The sequence below is a fragment of the Enterococcus sp. LX10 genome, from assembly GCF_023539285.1.
Taxonomy (GTDB): Bacteria; Bacillota; Bacilli; order Lactobacillales; family Enterococcaceae; genus Enterococcus; species Enterococcus faecalis.
Window position 1 is genome coordinate 44,140 of record NZ_CP092785.1, and the last position, 24,057, is coordinate 68,196.

The window sequence follows — 24,057 nt, forward strand, 5'->3', positions numbered from 1 at the left end:
GCTATATATCACCATGTATATTTTTCTTCCAAATTATTGTTTTCATCTAATGTACATTAAAGAATTGTTAATTTATTAAAATATTGTTATAATGTATCAGGTACACAAATTAATACATTTCGGTGGTTTTAAAATCGCTAGAAGGAGATGACAATGAAAAAGAAAGCTTTTTCCTACATATCTTTAGCAAGTTTAATAGTGACGTCTTTTTTGACTCCGATTGTGAATGTTCGAGCAGATGATCAGCAAGAGAGTTTAGAGCAAACAACTAGTGAAGATTCTGAAAAAATGAATAAGGCAAATATAACGTTGGATTCTTCAAGAACGTCAGAGAAATCCTCTGATTCTTCGACAGAAGATAAAAATGAGTCCACAGAAGAAACAATTACGGAAAACTCTACTAACGGCGCAGAATATTACGGGGAAACTCATGGAAATAACCAAGTCAAAAATGAAACAACAGGACAAGCTTCTGAAGATCAATCTGAAGTCGCTGTGGCTAATGGTAAAGAAGACCTTGCAACTTGGATGCCGGATCCAATTCTACAATCCGTGGTTGCTAAATCACTAGGTATAGAGGTATCTGAAATCACGAAGGAACAGATGAACAAACTTCAGACTCTTTATATATACGCTGCAGATTCCGCTATTGCTGATTTGAAGGGATTAGAATTTGCCATGAATTTATCATCGTTTTATATGAGCGGACAAAATCAGATTACTGACTTTTCAGTTTTAAAGTCTTTAAATAAGTTAGCTTATGTATATTTAATGGGAGCAAATGTAACCGATGATAATGTACCAAACTTTGGTGACAATGTAACTAGACTAAATCTTAGTTCCGCAAGCGTAACCGATGTAGTGTTTTCAAAAATTGTTAATATGAAAGGACTAGAGTCGCTAAGTTTTGAGTCTAATATGAATATTACGACTATTGCACCGTTGACTGCATTGCCAAATTTAACAGAATTAAGAATTCAGACTTGTGGTGTGACAGATTTTACTGTGATAAATGATTTCCCAAAATTATCAAGTCTGGCCGCATATGGTCAAAATACAGGAAGAAATGACGCAGTCACTTCACTATCTGCAAAAGAGTTAAACTATGATTCCAATAATCAATCATTTTTTGTTCCGTTTTCCATTATGCCTAATCGATTAACAAATTTTGATGGGTATCAGCCTCCTTTTACAACATCAAATAGTACTAGTCAGACATACTTTGATTTGAATGGTGTGCAGATACCTTCTTCAAGATTAACTATTACTGAAGATGGGATTACTGTATCTGGGGTTACTCAAAGTGAATTTGAAAATATTGAAACAATGGAATACAATGCTTTTTATAATAATCCAGCTGGGTCATATGCACAACCGGATGGTTATAGTTTTTATGCCATTTCATCAGGAACCTACTTGCACCAATTTTCGATCAATCATCAAGAAGCCGCTGCAGATGTTACGGTGAATTATATTGATACGGACGGGAATGAATTGAAACCTTCTCAAAAGATTAGTGGCAATATTGGTGAATCTTTTGATGCAACAACGCCGGATTATAGGCTAGAAATAGAGGGATATACTCTAAAAGAAGTTCGAGGCAATCCTACGGGTAAGTTCACAGATCAACCTCAAACGGTTACTTATGTATACGTGAAGAATCCAGTAAAAGCAGCAGAAGTGACAACTAAATATGTTGATACAGAAGGAAATAAGATTTCAGATGAAGTAGTGAAAACGGGTAATATTGGAGATGACTACACCACTGAACAAAAAGCGATTGATGGCTATACTTTCAAAGAAGTTCGAGGCAATCCTACGGGTAAGTTCACAGACCAACCTCAAACGGTTACTTATGTATACGTGAAGAATCCAGTAAAAGCAGCAGAAGTGACAACTAAATATGTTGATACAGAAGGAAATAAGATTTCAGATGAAGTAGTGAAAACGGGTAATATTGGAGATGACTACACCACTGAACAAAAAGCGATTGATGGCTATACTTTCAAAGAAGTTCGAGGCAATCCTACGGGTAAGTTCACAGACCAACCTCAAACGGTTACTTATGTATACGTGAAGAATCCAGTAAAAGCAGCAGAAGTGACAGCCAAATATGTTGATACAGAAGGAAATAAGATTTCAGATGAAGTAGTGAAATCTGGTAATGTTGGAGATGACTACACCACTGAACAAAAAGCGATTGATGGCTATACTTTCAAAGAAGTTCAAGGCAATCCTACGGGTAAGTTCACAGATCAACCTCAGACTGTAACTTATGTGTATATGAAATATAAAATTTATCCTGCCTCAAAAGCGGATAATAAGCTTGACCATAAAGATAAAACTAATAATAAAGAAACATATTCATCATCACAGCACACTTTACCCAAAACTGGTGAAAATAAAAGGCTGGCGTTGATAAGTACTGGAATAGGTTCAGTATTTTTAGTACTAGTTCTTATAACTTCTGTTTTACGTTTTCAAAAGTCAAGAAATAGCCATCATAAATAGTAAGAAAGAATCATAATTAAAAAATTTCAAATTTATTTGGATTTTTTTCAAATAATGTTGGTAAAGAGAAATTGTAGAATCGATTCAAGTCCAGAGGAGAAAATCCTCTGGACTTTTTAATTTGGGTTGTATTAATCGTCCTTGTTGGACGAAAATCCGTAATTTGAAATTATAGAAATTACGAAAACCACAGGCGTTCCACTTTAACACTTTGATATGATTATTTAGATACTTCAATGAAATAGGTTTATTCCCATCAGTGGGTAATAACAAATCAAATAAATTAAGTAAAATATATGAAATTAGCATAATTATTTGAAATATATCGTACCTAGCAGTACATTAGTTTTGTAACTAATATTAATTAGGAGGGGTTTCTGTGAAAAAAATTTTAATTTCTGTTCTAGGGGTTTTGTCTATCGTTGTTTCTATGGTACTTTCTTCTTATTCTGTCAACGCAGCTTCTAATGATTGGTCTTGGCCACTAGGCAAACCATATGCGGGAAGATATGAAGAAGGACAACAATTTGGGAATACCGCATTTGATCGAGGAGGCACTTATTTCCATGATGGATTTGACTTCGGCTCTGCTATCTATGGAAATGGTAGTGTGTATGCTGTGCATGATGGTAAAATTTTATATGCTGGTTGGGATCCTGTAGGTGGAGGTTCATTAGGCGCATTTATTGTATTACAAGCAGGAGATACAAATGTGATCTATCAAGAATTTAGCCGAAATGTCGGGGACATTAAAGTTAGCACGGGACAAACTGTTAAGAAAGGACAGCTTATAGGGAACTTTACTTCTAGTCATTTACATTTAGGAATGACAAAGAAAGAATGGCGGGCTGCTCATTCTTCTTGGAATAAAGATGATGGCACTTGGTTTAACCCAATTCCTATACTTCAAGGAGGATCTACGCCTACACCTCCAAATCCAGGACCAACAAATTTCACAACAAATGTACATTATGGTTTACACGTCCTTGGGGGATCTTGGTTGGGGGAAGTAACAAACTTTAACAATACTAATGATGGTTTTGCAGGTTATCCTAATCGTCAACATGACATGCTTTATATTAAGGTAGATAAAGGGGAAATGAAGTATCGTGTTCATACAGCTCAAAGTGGCTGGTTAGCTTGGGTAAATAAAGGAAATAAAAATGATACAGTGAATGGTGTAGCAGGTATTCAAGGACAAGCAATTGATGGTGTTCAGTTAAACTATATAACTCCTAAGGGAGAAAAATTATCACAAGCATACTATCGCTCACAAACTACGAAACGATCAGGATGGTTAAAAGTAAGTGCAGATAATGGTTCTATTCCTGGATTAGATAGTTATGCAGGAATTTTTGGAGAACCGTTAGATCACTTGCAAATTGGTATTTCACAGTCTAATCCATTTTAAATTTAAAAAATAACAGCACGATTACGCATTTAATAAATTTTAAAGAGGTGAATGAGTATAAATAAAGATATAGTCAATATACTGAAAAAAACATTTATTTTGCCTGTTGTTGGAGTATTCTTTATGCTGAGTACCAATGCTTTTGCTTCTGAAGATTATAATTTACTTGGAGTAAAAAATTATGATCAGTATGCATTAGGAGCACCTAGTGGGTGTGAGGGAGCTTCACTATTACAAGGATTACAGTATAAAGGGAAAATTCCAGATTGGGACTTAATCAAGTTTTTGAAGACAATCCCTATCTCTTCTAGTGGAAATCCTTATGATGGATTTGTAGGTAGTCCTTTTGTTGAAAACTCATGGACTTATTCCGCTATCTATCCTATTCCTTTAGTAAAATGGGGACAAGCATATGGTGATGTAAAAGATATGTCAGGTCATTCTTTAGATGAATTACTAAATGAAGTGAAAAATAATAATCCAATTGTTGCTTGGGTAACGATAAAATTTCAACCGGCACGATGGGGAATGTGGAATTTTGGTAGAGCAGTAAATAATAATCATGCAGTAACTTTAGATGGTTATGATTCAAAAAAAGGAAAACTTCACGTATCGGATCCGATTTCTGGTAAATATTGGATCGATAAGAATACATTTGAGAGTGTATACAAGGAGAGGAATTTCGCGGTTGTAATTCGTTAAAACGTATTATTAAGTATTAGTTAAAAATAAAAGAAAGATATTTATGTTTAAAAATATTCCGCTTAAAATAAATTTTTATAGAATGTAAAATAATATTTTAAGGTATTTTAATGTCAGTAGGTCATGACCTGCTGACATTTTTATTCACTACTAATCAACCTTATAGATTGGATTGATAAAAATATGTAGCAAAAATTAACCTTAAGAAGGTCTTCTAATTTGTACTTGTTTTTAACCTATTCTAGAATTTGATAATAATTGATAAGTATAATACATAAAGGGGAAATCAGTAAAAGTAATCTAAAATAATAGATGTATTGACAACACACATCTAGTTAACAAAGAAGTTTATTAAACGATAAAATATGCCAAATTTGTTCCTAAAAAAATAAAAAAATATTTAATATGGTATGATTGTATAAAAAAGGAGGTATCTCATGAAAAAAATATTTATAATTAGTTTTATGATGCTAATAATACTCTTTGTTGCTATATTTTTGCTTATAAAAAATAATGAACAAAAAGCTACATCCATTTCCGGTGGATCAGACCAGTCATCGATTGAGTTCTCTGCTACGCTTATCGAACCACCGAAGAAAGTAGACCAGACAGATGACTATTTCATTTTGTTTGATGACGTAAAAGTGGTCGATGAGGAAGACCAAAGCAATCTAGATACATTTAATGAGGGTGGAAGACTGATCACCACGTTACCTAAAAATAAAGAGATTAGAGTAGGAGATAAAATAGTAGTAAGAGTGCATAAAGACTTTGCTACAACACGTTCTATACCACCTCAAATAATAGGAAATAGTGTGATTTCTGTATCATTTCAATAAAAAAACTATAGTGAAGTAAAATGGCAGATGAAGGCTTAGATGATTAATTTAAAGTTAAAAAATGTACGAAATGGTATGTTGCTGATATTCATGATTAAAAAGCAGAGACATTCGTGAATTAAGTAACCAAGAAAGTTCAAGACTTTGAAAATTATGTAAAGGAATGTTCTGGCTTTTTTTATTAAAAAGAACAATATTGTTTTAATAAGCCACTATTAGGTTGATTGTTAATTAATAATACTCAAAATTTTGAGCATAAAATTTTTATAGAATAAATACTTTTGGTAAAATTTTATTGTGATAAATTTCATATGAAAGCAGGGGGGATCGATGACGAAGGGAAAAAAAATACTTTTTAGTTTTATTACTTTTATTTTTGGCACTTTTTTATTTACAATTTTTGTTCATTATCAATTTGTCTACTCATTGAGCGTTCATTTTATTAGGCCAGAAGACTATCCTTTGATAGGTAGATATCTACCTTTCTATCTTTATTGGGGGAGTGTCATAGGAATGATAACTGTTGCTTTAACTATTTTTGTAACTATTCTAAGCCCTACAGAAGTTACGTCTATCAAGTTGAATGAAGATAAAGGCAAATTAGAGATAAAAAAAAGTGCGATTATAGGTTTAGTTCAATCACAAATAAACCAGTCTAACTTGTTAAAAGATTCGAAAGTAAAAGTAAAAATGTATAAAAAAAAGATAAAAATAAAAATCGTTGGAAATACCAGTAGTAATATAGATATTATTGATCAGACGAATCAGTCAATTAGAAAAATTGATACCTATATTAAGAATTTCATTGGACTAGATACATCGATAAAAACAGAAGTTATCTTTAAAAATGTGGCTCGTTCAGACGATAATAAAAAAGAAAAAAAACGAGTAATATAAAGAAAGAGGGGAGAATTTGAAAGAAATATTAACAGTGTATAAGTCTCCAATTATTGGCGGACTAACGGGATTAGTCTTTGCAATTTTATTTTTGACTGTAGGATTTTTTAAAACAATTCTTGTTGTTATCATGGTTGTATTAGGTATATTTATAGGGAATTATATTAGCAAAAGTGATTTTCTTGGGAAAATCATTAATAAATAAAAAATATAAACGTATAGGAGCGATTTTTAATGGATAAAGCAAAAGAAAACACAAAAGAATTAAAAAAAGTAGAAGTGGTTAAAGGAAAATTAACATATGAAGACAAAGTAATCAAAAAAATTATTGGCATTTCATTGGAGAAAGTGGATGGACTGCTTACGGTAGACGGTGGTTTTTTCTCAAATTTGGCTGGTAAACTAGTAAACACAGATGATGTCACATCTGGTGTAGATGTTGAAGTAGGAGAAAAACAAGTGGCGGTAGACTTAGATATTGTCGCAGAATATGGAAAAGATATCCATAAAATTTATAACGAAATGAAAGAAATCATTACAAGAGAAGTTAAAAATATGACGGGCTTAGAAGTAATCGAAGTGAATGTAAATGTTGTAGATATAAAAACTGAAGAGCAGCATGAAGAAGATTCTGTAACATTACAAGATAAAATGGGTGATGCTACAGAAGCAGTAACTAACTTTACCAGTGAGCAGACAGATAAAGCAAAAGAACTAGCTTCAAAAGGTAGTTCTAAAGCAAAAGAATTAACTGAATCTCGTGTACAATAAGTATAGATATTGTACACTTAAAGCGAGAATTAAAAAATTCTCGCTTTTTTTACTTTGAAAATGTATTATAGCTTTTTGAAAAATATGATCCAAGCTTTATTATTTTGTATGGATCTTATGCAAACAGAACAAATAATAATAATAGCGATTTTGACATATTAGTAATAAGCTATACTTGTCAATATATACATGATACATCTTTTGTAGATGACATCCAATTGGATTTATTTGTGTATCCCAAGTCTTATTTTAAAAATCAGAGATTGATTTTATAAGTTTTGTCCAAATTTTTGACGGAGAAATTGTTTATGACAGTGATAAAATAGGAATGTGGCTCAAAAAAAGAGTGAATGATGTAATAAGTTCCATTCCGTATAAAAATTACGAAGAAAATAAAGCCCAAATTGAGTGGTGTGAAAAAATGCTAGCTAGATCGTTAAGAAAAGATCCTGAAGGATATTATAGACTACATTGGGTTCTAGTTGACAGTCTAGAAATATATTTTGACATTTGTTCATTAAAATATTATGGACCTAAAAAATCATTAAGTTATATGAAAAAAAAAAGATCCCGTTTCACATGCGCTGTATGCCGAGGTACTTGAAAAAGCGACACATACATCTTTGGAGAAATGGATACATCAATTAAGAAATATCCTAGAAAAAGTAGAAGAAAAAGATTAAAATTAAGTGCTCATCGAGAAAAGTATTTATAAATTAGAAACTAATTTAAAGAATAGCTGAAATGCAACTTGTATAAAAGTGATAGTTGTATTAAAAGATAATCCAATGATCGCTTTAAAAATAATACTAAAACTTATTTATCAGGATGATTAGTAAAGTGAACAGAAATTTTTTATTTCTGTTCACTTTTTTTTAAAAAATTTATTTATAGACTAAAGTTAATATGTATAAATCTTGTTTATTAATGATACTCTATCATTTTACTGTAAAGATATGTAAGGTTTACACAATAAATCTTGTATTAAACAGATATCTATGGAAACTCTGCTGAGCATATTTTGGGTAAAAAAATCGATATACAAGGATTAAAGTTTTATACATCAAATAATATTTAATTATAATCTGTTATAAGTCTAGTTTTACTTTTCTATTTTAATGAGAATGTATATGGTAAAAGTATGGAAAATTTTAAATATAAATTTTCACACCTCATGTAGAGCTCTGTTTATACTGAGTGATTTGATAATAAATTGTATATAGATGCTTAAGATCTATAAATTTTACGTTTTTTTATATAGATTACTAAATATAATTAGTTATAATAGAATTCTTTTGTAACTGGAAATATTTAGCTGAAAAAAATTCTTGCTTTTTTTTTTACTTTAAAAGACACTTACATATGTTGTATAGTTAGCTTTGTATTTTTTCCGTAGAAAGGATGATAAATTTGTTACCTGAAAATGTTCTTAGACTTTTTTTTTCAGAAATACAGCTTCAAAAATTTCTAATTATTCATGATTTACACAACTATGGTATACAAGTAACGGTGTTAGAAAGAAAATTAAAAGTGTCAAAAAAGAAAGTGAAGAGAGCTATCAATAGTCTTCAGCTAGATATAGCTGATTACAATGATCAGAACAAAAAAGAATTATTACTTATAGTAGATAAAAATGTTGTTCATTTATCAAAAAATGTAAAAGATGAAGACTATGTTCAATTGTTACAGTATATACGAGAAAAATATTTACTTAGTTCAAGCTTGTATAACAGTTTATTGTTTGTTTTAGAGCAGAGAAAATTTACTGTAATGGAGTTAGCTAATAACCTTTCCTACAGCGAGTCTTACACATATAAATTATTAAAAAAAATTGAAAGTTTTTTTTTAATAATGGATCTGGGTGTAAGTATTTTTAAAAAAAGTGATAAGATCCTATGTTTATCAGGAGAAGAAGTGGTAATACGCTTATTTCACTATCTAATGATAAATATTATTTCATCGAAAAATAGTTGGTATTTTCAAACTATATCTGAATTACAAATAGAAACTATACATTCTTTCGTATACTCTAAAAGAATAAAAACCTTTTCTCCATCCAATCTGAAAAGAGTAAACATCATCATGGCGGTGTATGAAGTAGCAATCAGAAAAGGGTATGTATCTGCTGAACTACCAGATTATGTTAAATCTGTCGGTCGTATATTAAATAAAGAAAAAGAGTTGCCTATGTATTTAACATACTTACAGAAAAGAGAACTAGGAGAGATAGGTGGGCTTCATGATGAATTGATTCAGCTAGCATTCATTCTTAATTATTTTACTAGAGAACTAAGAACGAAAAATGAAAAAATAGTACTAGGAAAAGAGCTAGTAAATAATAATAGAAACAAAATAATCAATCCCTGTGTTTTATTAATCAATCAGATTTGTGAAAAATATACCTTAACCGAAGAAAGTTATTTTCTTCTTGTATATTCTATTTGTAATCATTTTATTGTCATTCATTATTTAAAACTTTATAAATTTATGAAGTTTGACAAATTCCAATTAAGAAACGAGAAGACAGAAAAGTTCATTAAGTCAGCTATCAAAAAAAGTTTTAGTAAGTATTACAAGGAACCCTCATTTGACAAATTGGTTTTTAATTTTACGAAAATCATAATGGGATATGTCAAGTTGAACAAAGATATTCCAGTAGGAGTGTATGTTGAATTTCAACGTAGACCAGAGTATAAATCTGTTGTTGAGAATGCATTGACCCATAATTACAGCGCAAATGCTTTAAAATTGGTTAATAATTATAAAGATGCCGACATCATAATATCTGATAATTACGTTGTGAAGACAAATCAGGAATATTATTATTTTAGAGACGTATTTGATAAAGTTGCTTGGAACAAGCTAGGTGCTTACTTGAATGAAATTATAAACAAGGAAATTGTTAAAAGTGTAGGATTCTCTGAGTAAAAATTTTAGTTTTATCTTAATGGAATTTTTTTTCTTTCAAGATACTTATAAACTGTAGGTCTAGAGATATCATATTTTTTTGCAATATCTACGATAGAGTTAGTTGTGTTCAAGTAATCATATATAACTTCGTCTATATATTTATTTTCTAATGGTCGACCTAAAGTTTTTCCATTCGCTTTTGCAGCCTCTAACCCAGATAGTACTCGCTCCCTTATGAGGTCAGCCTCCATTTCTGCAAAGGCACTCATGATTGTAAAGAAAAATTTGCCTATTGAAGTACTAGTGTCAATATTGTTTTGAATACTTATAAAGTTAATACCACGATCATTAAAGTCTTCCATCAAGCACAACAAATGCTTTGTCCCTCGAGATAATCTATCAAGTTTAAAAATTACAAAAGTATCACCAGATTCTAAAGAGTCCAGTGCACGTTTAAGTTCTCTTCGATGCGTATTTCTTCCACTATCGAATTCTGTAAATATTTTTGTGCATCCATAATTTGATAATGCATTTAGCTGCGAGTCTAATTGTTGGTGGATGGTACTAACACGAGCATAACCGATTGTTTTCATAAATTCCTCCAGAGATAATTTTAGATTAGTAGATAATCACCTGCTATATTATCTCAAAATAGAAAAAAAAGTCAAAATAAGATAATAGAAGATCAATATATTTGTTATAATTTATGAGCAGTCATTGTATGTCATCTATTCAAATGTTTTAATTACACCCCTATTTTAATACATATTAAGAAAGAAAACACGTTAATTCCAAGGAAATTGATGTGTTTTTTTTTGTTATTTTAAATGTAAGTAAAACATTTGTTTTGTTTACGAAAAGGAATATTATAAGAATAATAAAAAAAGAGGTGAATATTTTGAAAAAAATATTTTGTGTTCTACTTTGTGTACTTCCATTTATTTACTTTCCTAAAGAAGTACATGGAGCAGAGCCAGTCACAATTACAATATCAGGAAATGTTGCTACAGCTAAGCTAACAGGTGAGCCAGATTCCTATACAGTTCAATCAAAAATTTATGATACTTTAATTAATCAAAAAAATGTTATCAAACTTATTATAGACGGTAAATTCGGTGAAAATAATGCGTCGGGCATGGCTAGACAATTAAGCTATACAAATATTTCAGAGTTAGAAGTTAAAAACTCGAATTATCTGCCATCACAGTTCTATTGTGCTGGTGCTAATGGACAACCAGGTAAACTAACTTCATATAAGGATGACGGGACTGTAAAAGAACTAATGTGGGATTCTTTATCTACGTCTAGTAACTATAAAGACCCCAATCGATTAATATATTTTGAATCACCATCTGCAGAAAAAATATATCCTGGGGTATTTGACGGTTTTAGAGGTGAAGAATTGATAGTACCTCAAATAAAAGAGAGTGTACACAACACAAGCAGTAATTATAACAATTTTGAACAAATGCCTAATGTTAAAAAGATTAACTTATCAGGTCTAGAAGAACTTACAGGATATGGATTATTTACTGAAATGCCTAATTTAACTAGTTTGGACTTGAGTAATGTAAAAAGTTTAACATCAATGAATTTTCTAAACAATAATAATACTTCCCCTACTTATGTCAATTTAAGCAATCTGATAACCTTAAATGAAAAGTATAGTGTTGGAAGTAAAACAAGTACAAATCCGGTCTATATTAAGTTAGGAAATAGTCATCCAGAAAAATTATTTAATGAAAATACAAATGCTATATTTTATAAGTCTATATCCCCTAAATTAAATTTTGAAGTGGAAAAAGGTACCGATATTAAGGTTTCCAGTATTGGAGATTCGTCGTTTTTATCCTATAACACAAATGACTGCAAAGTAATATGGTATATAGACAATGCGTTATCTCAATACGTAGGGACTGATATTAATGTTGAAACTAATAACTTAAGTGAAGGAGTTCATAGTCTTACTCCAGTAATATCCTACAAAGGGAAAGAAGACAGAGGCTTTTTTGGAAACATGACTATAAATGTTAATGTATACGAAAAAAAATTGACAGCTGAGCCAGCATCCCAAACAACTAGCCTAGGGATAGATATATCAAAGTTTGACTACTCTAAATTTGTAAAAAACGTTAAATTAGGTGATCAGGTATTATCTTCTGACCAGTACAAAGTAGAATTGATTAATAGCCTTGCAACAGACACCGTAGGAACAAAAACCGCGAAAATAAGAATTACCTTAAAATCTGATGCTTCAAAAACAGTGGAGGTAGATGTGCCAGTTGAAGTAGGTTGGGGAAATAGTGTCGTTTATGGTAGTTATGATTATGGAGCCAACGGTAGAACATCTGCAGCGTTTACGTTATACACAGAATCAACTCCAACTATTGTTGCATCTCAAGGTCAAAATGATGATAATCTAGCAATTCATTCAAATTTTCCAAATCAACAGTATTACACTTTTAATTGGTTTGACTTATCTAACAAACAGATTTTGAAAATAGATGAGTCGAATAATGGGGATAAATACATTAAAGCAAGTGGAAATGAATTAAAAAAAGATAAATTGAAAGAGTGGGGAACTGCTCAAAATCAAGCTGTAAACTATGGTGATATTGTTCGAGCGTGGCAAACTGAAACTGGCAAAAATTGGCTATACGAAAATGAACAGAAGCAAGCTTATAATGATGCTAAAAAAGCAGTTTACTATGAGATTACTACGTCAGGATACCGTCCTTTACACTTCAATCAATTAACTCCTAAAACAGGAAAAATACCAATTTATTCCACAAATATATATTTAGATGAACATGTTAAAGATTATATTGATTTAAAAGGCTATTCAAATATAGATGTAAAGGGATTTGTAGAATATCCTGATACTACCTCATCTGGAGATAAAAGAGCTAAAATACTTGTTGAAGAAACATTAACTACTGGTAAAAAAGTGCAATATGAATATGAAGTAACGATAAACGTTGAACCAGGAACGTTGACCTATACAGTTCCTAAGACATTAACATTTAAAGAATTTTCAAAATCAAAAAGTGAACAGATTGTCCAAAGAAAATATTCTGGTAGTCTGGGTCTTTTAATAAAAGATAACCGTGGATCAAATAAACAAGGGAATTGGACACTAACGGCTAAAGCATCATCCGATTTAAAAGGTATTGCACCATACTTGATTTATCGTAATGAAAAAGGAGTTGACAGCTATTTGAATGGCTCGGCAGTTCCTGTCTATACACAAGATAAACAGGTAAGTGCTACCGAACCTTTAGAAGTTGAAGTCTCAAATAAATGGAAAAGCACTGATGGTATATTATTAAAAGTCCCTTCAAAAAATAATTTAGCTAGTCAAGAATATTCCACAACAATTACTTGGAATCTTGTGGAGGGACCATAGTATGATAAAAAAACTATTATTGAGTTTACTTTTATTTCTAACTGTTAGTATTCCATTATGTTTCATCAACGTATCTGTATTTGCTGAAGAAATACAAAGTAAAGTGACTGTAAGAATTATACATGATGATTCGTTAGAACCTGAAAAGTCAAAAGAAAGCACTAACGATTCAAGTAAACAAAAATATAAAGAATCAAACACGAAATTGAATAAAAAAAACAGATTACCACAAACGAATGAGCGTATTAATTTATCTATCTCAATTATAGGATTACTAGTACTCTTATTAGGAGTAGTTGGGATATATATAAATAATAAACGAAATGGAGAAGATAAGAATGAAGAAGATTAGTTTAGTAGTAGTAGGTTTAGCAACAATTGGGGTATTAGGTTTAGGTCAGTCAGCCCAAGCAGAGGAAACCACGGCTACAGTAAAAGTTAACTCAGGCGGTATTAAAATTTCTGAAGCCACAAACATTACTTTTAATGATGTAACCGTAAAAAAAGGTGGAACAACAGCGACAGAAAAAGATAAATCAAGTATTACCATTGAAGACTTACGTGGTTCAAGTAGTAAAGGCTGGACATTAACAGCTAAATTAAAAGATGAAAACTTTAAAGGCATGGGATTAAATATTACGCCAAAGATTGAGTCAAATGCTACAGTAGCTAAACCTGGATCATCCGCTGATTTAAATTCACAGCCACAGACGATTGCAACAGTTGCAGATACTGACATTAAGACAACAGATTTTGATACAAATGTTAGTTTAAACGCTAAGTTAACAGTTCCAGAAAAACAATTGGCCACTACTTATACAACGACTATCGTATGGAACTTGTCTGAAGGTCCAGGAACTAAATAAAGTATTAATCATAAAGAGCCTCCGTATCGGGAGGCTTTTTATCACAGAGGAGAAAATGATGAGAATAATAAAGAAAGCTGTGCTATTCCTTATGTTTGCTTTCTCAGCTTTAGGTTTTCAGCAACTAGTATTAGCTGACAGCAATGATTTTTCTGTTACACCTGTATTAACAGAAAATCAGAATCCTGAAGTTCCTAGTTATTTTGATTTAACTGTCACACCAAATCAAAAGCAAACGCTCAAAATAAAAATTAAGAATAACTCGAATGAGAGCGTAAAATACAAACTATATGTGAATACAGCAACTACCAATCAAAACGGAATTATTGACTACTCTATCAATAATTTTGAAAAAGATGAATCGTTGAAAATATCTTTAAAAGATTGTTTAACACTAACAGAACAGCTTGTTGACGTTCCTGCAAATAGTGAAAAAGAAGTTTCTCTTGAATTATCAGTTCCAGAAACACCATTTGAAGGGATAGCTTTAGGAGGAATTACTGTAGAGCCTTCTATAGAGAAGGGATCTAACGGTGTAAATAACATATTTACACGAACATTAGCAATTCAACTTACGGAAACAGCCAAAAAAATTTCTCCTAAATTAGAAGGAGGAGAAGTAAAAGTTTCTCAAGAAAACTTGAGAAATAATGTTAAATTTGAATTAAGAAATATTACACCTACCATTATCTCAAAAGTGAACGCAGAGATAGCAATAACTAAAAAAGGAAATAAAAACCCCCTCCTCACGCAAACAAAAGATCAGTTGAATTTTGCTCCTAATTCTAAATTTAATCTTATGACAGAGTGGGATAAGCAATTTGATCCTGGAGACTATACTTATAGCATTAATTTGACTGATGGAGAAGGAAATAAGTGGTCTTTTTCCAAAAAATTTAAAATTGAAGCAGAAATAGCAGAGAATTTAAACAAAACTTCTGTTGATAGAAAAGAAAGCTTCTTTGAGAAGTATTTTATATATATTATAGGACTGCTTTCAATTTTATTTATTGTGTTTGCATTGCTTATGTTAAATAGGTATTTCAAAATAAACAGCTGATTTCTTATGCGTTAAATAATCTCTTATTAAAAAAATAAAAGATGTTTAGTAAAAGGAGAATTTTCAAGTGAGCTTGTATCTATACATTGTTTTCGGACTTATAGCACTATTTAGAGTTACTGTATTACTTATCTCAAAGAACAATGAAAAAAAGTTGATCTTGTTAGGTGGAAAAGAATATGGGAAATTAGTGTCTAAATTATTAGCAATTTTACACACTTTATTTTATTTTTGTTCTTTTTTTGAAGGGATATATAAGAAAGTTGAATTAGATATTTATAGTGTAATAGGAATAATAATCATAACTTTTTCTTTCATTATTTTGATAAGAGTGATACAAGTTTTAGGAGAAAATTGGACCGTGAAACTTATTATTGTAGATGAACAATCATTGAATTCAAGTTGGCTATTTAAATATATCAAACATCCAAATTACTTTTTAAATATTATTCCTGAACTGATAGGCCTTACAATGTTTTTTCATTCTTGGATTACTATAATGTTTTTTTTCTTGCCTTATGGAATATGTCTATATATGCGAATAACGGAAGAAGATAAGCTATTGGCAGAATTAAAATAGTTTGTAATCTTTACAGTAGCTATGATGAAAGTTCAATTTTTTATAAAAAAATGTAGAAAGGAAAAAACTAACATGAACAAAAAAGATTTGATTGATTACTTATCAGACATACCTAGTAAGGAAGTATCCGTAAAAAAGATGATTATTGACATACTAGAAATCGATAAGTCTAAAATATATGAGAATGATAAATTAATAAGAAAAGAAATGCTCAAGGTTATGTCTGTAGTAAGTAAAAATGAAGAATTTAGTATTAAATATGCATATTTAACTGATCAAGTCGAAACAATATTATTTTTATCATAAAACATTTAGCAATGGAAAGGTGAATACAACTTGAAAAAATTCATAAAAATTTTAATAGTAGCATGCTTAATTTCTCCCAGTCTTTTTATAGTATTCGATTCTAATGACGTATATGCTGCAATAGAACAACGTGTTTCAGAAGCAAAAAACGAATCAAAAACAACTTTAACAGACGCAGTTAAAAAAATGATTTCTAATAGTTCAAATCAACATATTAGTACAGTTTCACAGCCATTAAATAATCTTTATTCATATAAGACAGGAAATTCAAGAACTTATAGCGAAGGAGATATTACATGGGGGAAAGAAGCATACGTTATCAGCATGAACCCGATATACACTACAGATGGAGTTGATACTAACTTATTAAAGATTGATTATAATCGACCTGGAAATGGTACGACGGAAACAAGCCCCAGCAGCATTTCTATCAGTGCAAAGACCAACAAGAAAATAGATACAAGTTTTTGGTTAGAAGTGCGTAGTGTTTACACAGTTTATCATACACTAGAATGGGAAACATTTTCAGGGAGTACAAAGAAAACCTTATATTCACAAGATTTATTAGAAAATCCTATTTCAATTCGAGTACACGTAACGAAGGACAATGAAGAAGGTTCAGTTCGTGTTAGTTATACAGATGTCGATTCAGGTACATCAATTATTAACGATAATACTGTGTTTGGTAAAATTGGCACTAACTATGATAACGACGTGAAAGCCGATTATAGTTCAAAAAAAGAGTATATTGAAAAACAATTCTATAAATATATTGGTGAGAAAAATACTTCTGGTAAATATATAGACGGTACTATCCAAGCTGAATATCAATTTGAAAGAGTCCAAGGAGGGGATACTACTGTCAATTTCTTGAATAAAGAGACTAATCTAAATGAGCGTCAAAAAGAGGCGTTTGGAGAACCCTCCTCGGATACTTTAAAAGGGAAGTACGGAGAAGTAAAAATTGCAGAAGCTAAAAATATTCCACACTATGAAACAATTGATGGGAAGCTAAACAAAGAAATAACTCTAAATGAAAAACCTCAGACAATAACATTTGAGTATAGATTATCTTCAGCTAAGCCTTTAACAGTGAAATACGTAGATCAAGATGGAGCTCCTATTCCTGGAGTTGATAATAAAGTTATTAGTGGTAGATGGGGCGATGATTATGTTGTTACTCCAAGAGAAGAAATTCCTTTTTATACACTTATAGATAGCACTGATCCAATAAAAGGATATTTAGATGAAGAAAGCAAAGAGATTGTTTATCATTATCAGGTATCTGAAGGTGGACCAATAATTGTACATTATATCGATGAAAATGGTACTAAACTGAAAAAAGATAAAACAATTACTGGATTGAAGTTTGGTCAAAAATTTAATGAGAAAGCAGAACAAATTGAACACTATCATCAAAAAAAAGATGAAATTTCTGGTCAAGTAACAGATAAAAAACAAGAAATCACTTTTGTTTACACAATTAACGATGGAAAACCTGTTATTGCTAATTTCAAAGATCAAACAGGAAATATAATTCATGAAAGTTATTTATTATATGGTAAGTATAATTCTTCTTTCGATGTTAGTGATAAAAACAAAGAAATTGAATCAATTTTGAAAAAATTAACAAATAACCATTACGAACTAATTAAAACTACAGGAAATATATCTGGTAAGTTTATAGACACAGAATCCGAAACCTATTCGGGCCAAGTTAGTTATATATTCAGAAAGAAAAAGGCTTCTGGTAAAGTAACTGTTCGGTATATAAACAGTATGAATAATAAAGAAATTTCTGAACCAGAAATTTTGTCAGGTAATTTTGATGACCCCTATACTAGTCAGCCTAAAATTATAAATAATTATCATTTGACTAAGATTCCAGAAATAACCACAGGTAAATTTTCAGATGACGATACAGAGATTATATATTCTTATGAACCTGATGTAGGTGGGACAGTAATACTTAATTATTTAGATAAAGATACACAAAAGCCCATTGCAACAAACGATGTAAAATCTGGTGGCGTTAATCAACCGTATCAGTTTAATCCTAAGAACATTCAACACTATCAGATTAGCAGTATTCCTGAAAATGCACAAGGTGTTTATCCAGACGCTAACAAAGTGGTTAATGTCTATTTTGAATATGATCGTGCACCAGCAAAACCAATTCATGTCGTATACCAAGACGAAGAAGGAAACATTTTTGAAGAATATGAACTTAATACAGCTAATAAAAAATGGAATGATTCTTTCAGTACTGAAATTAAGTCATTTAAAGGGTATGAAGTAAAAAATATAACAATTGATGGAAAAGAAGTTAAATCTGGTAACGGATTATATGATGACGAAAAAGAACAAACGGTTATTTACACGTACAAGCTAAAAAAAGCAGCTCCTATTCATGTGAGGTACATGGATATTGAAACACAAAAAAATATTCTTCCTCAAGAAAATATATTAGATCCGAACGCTGTGTTTGGTGATATATTTGAAAGTAAGTCAAAAGAAATTGAAGGATATATATATTTAAAAGCAGAACTAAATGGTGTTGAAAAAGAAGGGTCTGACATAATAAGTAAATACACAGATTTAGAACAAAATTTAATTTACTATTATTCTAGGGATAAAACATCTTTAGAAACAAAAGACTCAGTTATTTACGAAGGGGACATTTGGAATCCTTTAGATAATTTTGTAAAAGCTACCGACAAAGATGGTAATCCAGTAAAATTTGAGGAAGTAGGAGTTACTGGAAACGTGGATACACAAAAAGCAGGAGTATATGAAATCACCTATAGCTATGAAGGTATAACAAGTAAGGCGAAAGTGGATGTAAAAGAAAAACAAACGGCCCTAAATGTTCATGACTCTACTATATACGTAGGAGAAAAATGGACAGCGAAAGAAAACTTCGATAGTGCGATGGATAAGGAGGGCAAACCAGTAAAATTTGAGGAAGTAAAAGTTACTGGGAACGTGGATACACAAAAAGCAGGAGTATATGAAATTACCTATAGCTATGAGGGTATAACAAGTAAGGCAAAAGTGAATGTGAAAGAAAAACAAACAGCCCTAAATGTTCATGACTCTACTATATACGTAGGAGAAAAATGGGCAGCAAAAGAAAACTTCGATAGTGCGATGGATAAAGAGGGCAAACCAGTAAAATTTGAGGAAGTGGAAATTACTGGGAACGTGGATACACAAAAAGCAGGAGTATATGAAATTACCTATAGCTATGAAGGCATATCAAGTAAGGCAAAAGTGAATGTAAAAAATGTTCCCCAATATGTCATCTATAAAAATAAGGAATCAAGTAAGAGAATATATCCTAGGACAGGAGAACAAAAGAATCATTTAATTAGCGTTGTGGGAGTGATTCTTCTGTGTGTAGTTCTGTTTAAGATAGAAAATAAAAGAAAGGAAAATAAATAAAAATATCTATTTTGCTTGGATATATTCCATTACTATAAATAATACAAGAAACCGGGAGGAGAAATATTATGAAAAGAAAATTATTAGGAAGTTTATTTACAGCAACAACTTTAATGGGGATGGTTCTAATGCTAAACACAGATTCAGCATTTGCACATGGATATGTAGAAACACCTCCAGCAAGAGGTTACCAAGGTCAGTTGGACAAACAAACTGTAGGATGGACTGCTGCACTTAATCTGTATGGAAATGTTATTACTAATCCACAATCATTAGAAGCACCTAAGGGATTTCCACAAGGAGGTCCATCAGATGGCCGTATTGCATCTGCAAATGGCGGCTTTGGACAAATCGGAGATTATGTACTAGATAATCAAACAAGCGACAGATGGAAGAAAACAGATATAAACACTGGAGCTAATACATTTACTTGGCATTATACAGCACCTCACAAGACAACAAAGTGGCATTACTACATGACTAAACCTGGTTGGAATCAAAATGCTCCATTGAATAGAGATGAACTTGAACTTATTGGGACAATTGAGCATGATGGCTCGTCTGCATCAAACAATCTAAGCCATACAATTAATGTTCCTCAAAATAGAGTGGGTTACAACGTTATATTGGCCGTTTGGGACGTCGCAGATACATCTAATGCGTTTTACAACGTGATTGATGTAAATGTTAAAAATTCTGAAATTCCTGTATTACCGGCTAAACCGACAAATGTAAAAGTAACAAATGTTACTAAGAGTACTGCTTCATTATCTTGGGATGCTCAAACTACAGCAGAAAAATATAATGTCTATAGAGACGGAGTTAAAATTGCTACAGTAAAAGAAAATCTATTTGAAGATAGCAAATTAAATGCATCAACTGAATATAAATATGAAATTCAGGCAATTGGTCAAGCAGAAAAATTATCAGAGAAAAGTGATCAGATTGTTGCTAAAACCCTTAGCGAAGACGCCCAAGAGAAACCAACTGCACCTAGCGGATTGCACTCGATGGGCGAAACAGATAGTACAATTTCGCTTATGTGGAATAAGGCTACACATTCATCCGGTATTAAAGAATATTTAGTATATAGAGATAATATTTTAATTGCTACGACATCTAATACCCATTACAAAGACAAGAACTTAGATGCATCTACAAAATATAAATATACTGTAAAAGCAGTTAGTGTGGATGGAGTTTATTCTGAAGAAAGCAACGAAATCACTGTATCAACAAAGGTACCGGTTATTCCTAATCCTGGAGGGGGAAGAGAATTTAAATTAGGATCAATTACTAATCCGGAATTATACGAAAAAGGAGAAATTGTTTCGTATGAAGGCACAAATTATATTTCTTTAGTGACACATTACAATTATGGTGATGCATCATGGAATCCTAAAGAAGCACATAGCTTATTTAAAGCTTGTTAATCAGCAGATATTTTTTTAAAATCAATATTAATTAATTGATAACTTTGACAGCTTAGTAATAAAAAAAGGGTTTTTATTTTTAAATAAATTGAAAAGTGTTTGTTTATAATATGTCAATATATATAATTTTTTTTAAAGTTAGTATAAAAAATTAAATAAAATATTTGAGGAGTGTTTTTTATGAAAAAAAACTATTTAATATATTTTACTGTAGCATTTTTACTTTCAATTAGTCTATCAGCAACAGTACATGCAGAAACTTCTACCAAGGAAGACAACATGTTAAAAAATAACAAATTAACTTTGAAAGAGATAGGCGGTAGTTGGAGTGGAGAACTGCATGGAGGAATGGGGACAAAACCTGTCGTTATTGGAAATTGGAATAAAATCTCTGATAATCCTTATTTTTTAATGCTTGATGTTGTTAATGGAGGACCTCTATCTTTAAATTGGTCTGCAGCAATATATAATGTTTCTAAAAATAAAGTTATTTGTGACTGGACTAACTTCAATCACAATTATAGTAACTTGACGTTACGTTATAAGGAAAAACCATCAAATGGGGACCAATTGCAATTGTGGCTGCATGCTAATTCAGGATCAGGTGTAGTCTATGTAAGATATTAAAGCTTATAATAAGTGAATTATATGTAACAGCCCCAGAAACTCATACATAAAACTTGAGCTTTCTGGGGTATTTTATATATTTAAAAATTTTTTCTAGTCTTAATTCATCTAATATAGGAATTCCATTAGCTGCAAACAAGGGAATTGAAGGTTTTATTTTTCTTGCTTCTTTTACTGCATTTGGAAAAACTTCTACAATTCTATAGCCGTTCTTTTGATAAAATCTTAGAGCTTCTAAGTTATCATTAGTAGTTATGACAGATATTTTTTTTACGCTCAGATCTCTACTAGTTTTTTCTAAGTGATTTATTAAAGCAGTCCCTATTCCTTTCGATTTTATGGTGCTGTCTACAGATATAATTTCTAAATTTGTGGCTCTCTGAATGAATGTAATTAATCCAACAACGCAGCCAACATCTTTGTAAATATAGGCTTGTAAATTTTTATAATTGTAGCGACCAGAAGAAATAACCATTTCACAGTCTCCCCAATTTTTTTTTAGAAATTTCTCTAATTGATTTTTGTCGGAATCTCTTGCTTTAAAAATTTGCATATGTACACGCTCTTTTCTTTATCACTTTTATCTACAATATATAAATAAAATCTAGCCCTGTATAGTGATAATTCATAAATAAACTATTACTTTTCAAATAGAGACTAAATAACTGGAGGTCATTGATAAATGCTGAGATATGAAAATTACAAATTATTAAGGGTAAAAATTTCTTGTACTAAATTGGAAAAAAATATATATAGAAATATTGCTTTTCCGATGGGTATAAAAAATTTTGAAATTTTAAAAATTTTGCAAGAATCTATTCCAGAATCAATAATACTATGTTATCAGGAAGAAAAAGTTATATTTGTTTGTGATGATATAGAAAAATCTATGGGGCGTATTGAAGGATTAATTGATAAATATTGGATAGACGGGTTAGAATATGTTATTGAGGTAAATGAGAAAAATAAAGAATACAATCCAGTATTAGTTATATGTAAGTATGATACTGATAAAAATGAGCTGCTCAAAAGTATGGAGTCAATAATTTCGTCAGATAAAAAAATAATTATAGATGAGTTAGCAGATTGTTGGATGTTGAAAAAAGAATACTGTAGTATACTTTTATCATAAACTTGTAAAAGCGATAGAATACATTATTGAGTAGTATTTAGAAGAGGAAGTGGAACTGTAATGAATTTTTATGGGATAAATTATTTAGAATCGCAGTCTGATATTAACGACTATCTTAGATATTTTTTGATATTTGGTTCTCTTTTTTTATTAGTAATTGTATTTATTCTTTATTTACGACATCGTATAAAGACAAAGTATAGGGATTTAAGCATTATTTTTTTACTGTTATTAATATTTGCCTCTGGGGTCCAATATTCTGACTATCAATCAAATCAAGCAAAACACACCCAATCATCTCAGATGGTAAACTTAGTTCAAAATTTAGCAAAAGAGAAAAAAATAGATGAAAGTGATATATTTGTTAACTCGACACAATTAGTAGATGGAATAATGATCAAAATCAAGAAGAATTATTTTAGAGTAAACCTAAGTTCTGATCAAAGCTCTTTCACTCTTGAGAAAGCCTATTTGATTAATCAAAATATAGTCTTAAATAAATAAAGGAGAGAATATATGCAATTTTACAGTCCAATCATTATTAAATTTGCCTTGGGGATTATTTGTTTAATTATTCAAATTAACTTAATGGGAAAAGGAAATTTAGCTCCTTCTTCTGCAATGGATCAGGTTCAAAACTATGTTTTAGGCGGGATAATAGGTGGTGTCATTTATAACGATTCTATTACGGTTTTACAATTTGTATTAGTGTTAATTATCTGGACGTTACTGGTATTGATATTAAAATTTGCTAAAGAGCATAACAGATACGTTAAATACATTGTTGATGGAAAGCCTATTACTCTTATTAAGAACGGTATTGTAGACGTGAATGAATGTTTAAAAAATGGTATATCTGCAAATGAATTGATGTTTAAATTAAGATCTAATGGAATTTATGAGGTACAGCATATTAAGAGAGCTGTTTTAGAACAAAACGGTCAATTGACACTTATTGAATTTGGGGATGAAAATATCCGATACCCTATAATTGTTGATGGCCAAGTAAACTTTGACGTACTAGAATTGATTAATCATGATGAAGAATGGTTGGAAAATGAAGTTGTAAAACAGGGCCATAGCAGAATAAGTGATATTTATTTAGGAGAGTATTTATCAGGGAAACTTAATCTATATAGCTACCATTCATAACAATGTATCT

Annotated in this window: 22 protein-coding genes and 1 pseudogene; 21 read left to right on the forward strand and 2 right to left on the reverse strand. The window is 30.8% G+C overall.

What is annotated here, in order from left to right:
- The first annotated feature begins 147 nt into the window (after positions 1-147).
- From MKZ30_RS13065 to MKZ30_RS13105, 9 genes and pseudogenes are all read left to right on the forward strand, one after another.
- Positions 148-2,511 carry a MucBP domain-containing protein gene (locus MKZ30_RS13065; RefSeq protein WP_249958809.1) on the forward strand — a complete coding sequence of 788 codons (2,364 nt, stop codon included), beginning with the start codon at positions 148-150 and terminating at the stop codon, positions 2,509-2,511.
- A 379-nt stretch (positions 2,512-2,890) separates the two neighbouring features.
- Positions 2,891-3,922: a M23 family metallopeptidase gene (locus MKZ30_RS13075; RefSeq protein WP_010821201.1), complete on the forward strand. Its 1,032-nt coding sequence runs from the start codon at positions 2,891-2,893 to the stop codon at positions 3,920-3,922.
- A 51-nt stretch (positions 3,923-3,973) separates the two neighbouring features.
- Positions 3,974-4,624, forward strand: a complete 651-nt coding sequence (locus MKZ30_RS13080; protein WP_202254753.1) for a C39 family peptidase — start codon at positions 3,974-3,976, stop codon at positions 4,622-4,624.
- A gap of 437 nt (positions 4,625-5,061) precedes the next feature.
- Positions 5,062-5,463 carry a hypothetical protein gene (locus tag MKZ30_RS13085; RefSeq protein ID WP_202524754.1) on the forward strand — a complete coding sequence of 134 codons (402 nt, stop codon included), beginning with the start codon at positions 5,062-5,064 and terminating at the stop codon, positions 5,461-5,463.
- A gap of 330 nt (positions 5,464-5,793) precedes the next feature.
- The gene (gene amaP, locus MKZ30_RS13090) at positions 5,794-6,360 is read left to right on the forward strand and encodes an alkaline shock response membrane anchor protein AmaP (RefSeq protein ID WP_202473225.1); all 567 of its coding nucleotides are present in this window, start codon (positions 5,794-5,796) and stop codon (positions 6,358-6,360) included.
- A 16-nt stretch (positions 6,361-6,376) separates the two neighbouring features.
- Positions 6,377-6,565: a DUF2273 domain-containing protein gene (locus tag MKZ30_RS13095; protein WP_010821197.1), complete on the forward strand. Its 189-nt coding sequence runs from the start codon at positions 6,377-6,379 to the stop codon at positions 6,563-6,565.
- A 29-nt stretch (positions 6,566-6,594) separates the two neighbouring features.
- On the forward strand, positions 6,595-7,131 hold the full coding sequence (locus tag MKZ30_RS13100) for an Asp23/Gls24 family envelope stress response protein (RefSeq protein WP_010829182.1): 537 nt from the start codon (positions 6,595-6,597) through the stop codon (positions 7,129-7,131).
- A gap of 86 nt (positions 7,132-7,217) precedes the next feature.
- Positions 7,218-7,406, forward strand: a pseudogene (locus MKZ30_RS13415) (nucleotidyltransferase domain-containing protein); the annotation flags it as partial.
- A gap of 1,135 nt (positions 7,407-8,541) precedes the next feature.
- Positions 8,542-10,059: a helix-turn-helix domain-containing protein gene (locus tag MKZ30_RS13105; RefSeq protein ID WP_249958810.1), complete on the forward strand. Its 1,518-nt coding sequence runs from the start codon at positions 8,542-8,544 to the stop codon at positions 10,057-10,059.
- Positions 10,060-10,070: 11 nt separating this feature from the next.
- Here MKZ30_RS13105 and MKZ30_RS13110 read toward each other — a convergent pair whose 3' ends face one another.
- A complete protein-coding gene (locus MKZ30_RS13110; RefSeq protein ID WP_249958811.1) occupies positions 10,071-10,634 on the reverse strand; it encodes a recombinase family protein in 564 nt (187 codons plus the stop codon).
- 305 nt (positions 10,635-10,939) lie between these two features.
- On the opposite strand from MKZ30_RS13110, the gene MKZ30_RS13115 reads away from it, so the two are divergent.
- From MKZ30_RS13115 to MKZ30_RS13155, 9 genes are all read left to right on the forward strand, one after another.
- Positions 10,940-13,447, forward strand: coding sequence for a WxL domain-containing protein (locus MKZ30_RS13115; RefSeq protein WP_249958812.1), 2,508 nt, complete (start codon positions 10,940-10,942; stop codon positions 13,445-13,447).
- 1 nt (position 13,448) lies between these two features.
- Positions 13,449-13,799 carry an EF2685/EF0750 family sortase-dependent surface protein gene (locus MKZ30_RS13120; RefSeq protein ID WP_249958813.1) on the forward strand — a complete coding sequence of 117 codons (351 nt, stop codon included), beginning with the start codon at positions 13,449-13,451 and terminating at the stop codon, positions 13,797-13,799.
- Positions 13,786-14,313 carry a WxL domain-containing protein gene (locus MKZ30_RS13125; RefSeq protein WP_249958814.1) on the forward strand — a complete coding sequence of 176 codons (528 nt, stop codon included), beginning with the start codon at positions 13,786-13,788 and terminating at the stop codon, positions 14,311-14,313. The genes MKZ30_RS13120 and MKZ30_RS13125 overlap by 14 nt, the downstream gene beginning before the upstream one ends.
- A 55-nt stretch (positions 14,314-14,368) precedes the next feature.
- Complete coding sequence (locus MKZ30_RS13130; RefSeq protein ID WP_249958815.1) at positions 14,369-15,373, forward strand: WxLIP family cell surface protein; 1,005 nt, start codon at positions 14,369-14,371, stop codon at positions 15,371-15,373.
- A 67-nt stretch (positions 15,374-15,440) separates the two neighbouring features.
- On the forward strand, positions 15,441-15,953 hold the full coding sequence (locus MKZ30_RS13135; protein WP_249958816.1) for an isoprenylcysteine carboxylmethyltransferase family protein: 513 nt from the start codon (positions 15,441-15,443) through the stop codon (positions 15,951-15,953).
- A 72-nt stretch (positions 15,954-16,025) separates the two neighbouring features.
- Positions 16,026-16,259, forward strand: coding sequence for a hypothetical protein (locus MKZ30_RS13140; RefSeq protein ID WP_010829188.1), 234 nt, complete (start codon positions 16,026-16,028; stop codon positions 16,257-16,259).
- 30 nt (positions 16,260-16,289) lie between these two features.
- Positions 16,290-19,703, forward strand: coding sequence for a MucBP domain-containing protein (locus MKZ30_RS13145; RefSeq protein WP_249958817.1), 3,414 nt, complete (start codon positions 16,290-16,292; stop codon positions 19,701-19,703).
- Positions 19,704-19,771: 68 nt separating this feature from the next.
- Complete coding sequence (locus tag MKZ30_RS13150; protein WP_249958818.1) at positions 19,772-21,136, forward strand: lytic polysaccharide monooxygenase; 1,365 nt, start codon at positions 19,772-19,774, stop codon at positions 21,134-21,136.
- 180 nt (positions 21,137-21,316) lie between these two features.
- Positions 21,317-21,763, forward strand: a complete 447-nt coding sequence (locus MKZ30_RS13155; protein ID WP_202473237.1) for a hypothetical protein — start codon at positions 21,317-21,319, stop codon at positions 21,761-21,763.
- Between the two features lie 40 nt (positions 21,764-21,803).
- Here the strand turns inward: MKZ30_RS13155 and MKZ30_RS13160 are convergent, their stop codons facing one another.
- Positions 21,804-22,316, reverse strand: a complete 513-nt coding sequence (locus MKZ30_RS13160; RefSeq protein ID WP_202473238.1) for a GNAT family N-acetyltransferase — start codon at positions 22,314-22,316, stop codon at positions 21,804-21,806.
- A 129-nt stretch (positions 22,317-22,445) separates the two neighbouring features.
- On the opposite strand from MKZ30_RS13160, the gene MKZ30_RS13165 reads away from it, so the two are divergent.
- From MKZ30_RS13165 to MKZ30_RS13175, 3 genes are read left to right on the forward strand one after another with little or no spacing between them, the layout of a single operon-like run.
- On the forward strand, positions 22,446-22,895 hold the full coding sequence (locus MKZ30_RS13165) for a hypothetical protein (protein WP_208783321.1): 450 nt from the start codon (positions 22,446-22,448) through the stop codon (positions 22,893-22,895).
- A 60-nt stretch (positions 22,896-22,955) separates the two neighbouring features.
- The gene (locus MKZ30_RS13170) at positions 22,956-23,399 is read left to right on the forward strand and encodes a DUF3290 domain-containing protein (protein ID WP_010829195.1); all 444 of its coding nucleotides are present in this window, start codon (positions 22,956-22,958) and stop codon (positions 23,397-23,399) included.
- Positions 23,400-23,411: 12 nt separating this feature from the next.
- Complete coding sequence (locus MKZ30_RS13175; protein ID WP_202254778.1) at positions 23,412-24,047, forward strand: DUF421 domain-containing protein; 636 nt, start codon at positions 23,412-23,414, stop codon at positions 24,045-24,047.
- Positions 24,048-24,057: the final 10 nt, after the last annotated feature.

Coding starts and splice junctions, on each gene's coding strand:
- MKZ30_RS13065 (WP_249958809.1), top strand. CDS start 148: ATGACAATGAAAAAGAAAGCTTTTTCCTACATATCTTTAGCAAGTTTA.
- MKZ30_RS13080 (WP_202254753.1), top strand. CDS start 3,974: ATGAGTATAAATAAAGATATAGTCAATATACTGAAAAAAACATTTATT.
- MKZ30_RS13085 (WP_202524754.1), top strand. CDS start 5,062: ATGAAAAAAATATTTATAATTAGTTTTATGATGCTAATAATACTCTTT.
- amaP (WP_202473225.1), top strand. CDS start 5,794: ATGACGAAGGGAAAAAAAATACTTTTTAGTTTTATTACTTTTATTTTT.
- MKZ30_RS13100 (WP_010829182.1), top strand. CDS start 6,595: ATGGATAAAGCAAAAGAAAACACAAAAGAATTAAAAAAAGTAGAAGTG.
- MKZ30_RS13110 (WP_249958811.1), bottom strand. CDS start 10,634: ATGAAAACAATCGGTTATGCTCGTGTTAGTACCATCCACCAACAATTA.
- MKZ30_RS13120 (WP_249958813.1), top strand. CDS start 13,449: ATGATAAAAAAACTATTATTGAGTTTACTTTTATTTCTAACTGTTAGT.
- MKZ30_RS13125 (WP_249958814.1), top strand. CDS start 13,786: ATGAAGAAGATTAGTTTAGTAGTAGTAGGTTTAGCAACAATTGGGGTA.
- MKZ30_RS13130 (WP_249958815.1), top strand. CDS start 14,369: ATGATGAGAATAATAAAGAAAGCTGTGCTATTCCTTATGTTTGCTTTC.
- MKZ30_RS13140 (WP_010829188.1), top strand. CDS start 16,026: ATGAACAAAAAAGATTTGATTGATTACTTATCAGACATACCTAGTAAG.
- MKZ30_RS13150 (WP_249958818.1), top strand. CDS start 19,772: ATGAAAAGAAAATTATTAGGAAGTTTATTTACAGCAACAACTTTAATG.
- MKZ30_RS13155 (WP_202473237.1), top strand. CDS start 21,317: ATGAAAAAAAACTATTTAATATATTTTACTGTAGCATTTTTACTTTCA.
- MKZ30_RS13160 (WP_202473238.1), bottom strand. CDS start 22,316: ATGCAAATTTTTAAAGCAAGAGATTCCGACAAAAATCAATTAGAGAAA.
- MKZ30_RS13165 (WP_208783321.1), top strand. CDS start 22,446: ATGCTGAGATATGAAAATTACAAATTATTAAGGGTAAAAATTTCTTGT.
- MKZ30_RS13170 (WP_010829195.1), top strand. CDS start 22,956: ATGAATTTTTATGGGATAAATTATTTAGAATCGCAGTCTGATATTAAC.
- MKZ30_RS13175 (WP_202254778.1), top strand. CDS start 23,412: ATGCAATTTTACAGTCCAATCATTATTAAATTTGCCTTGGGGATTATT.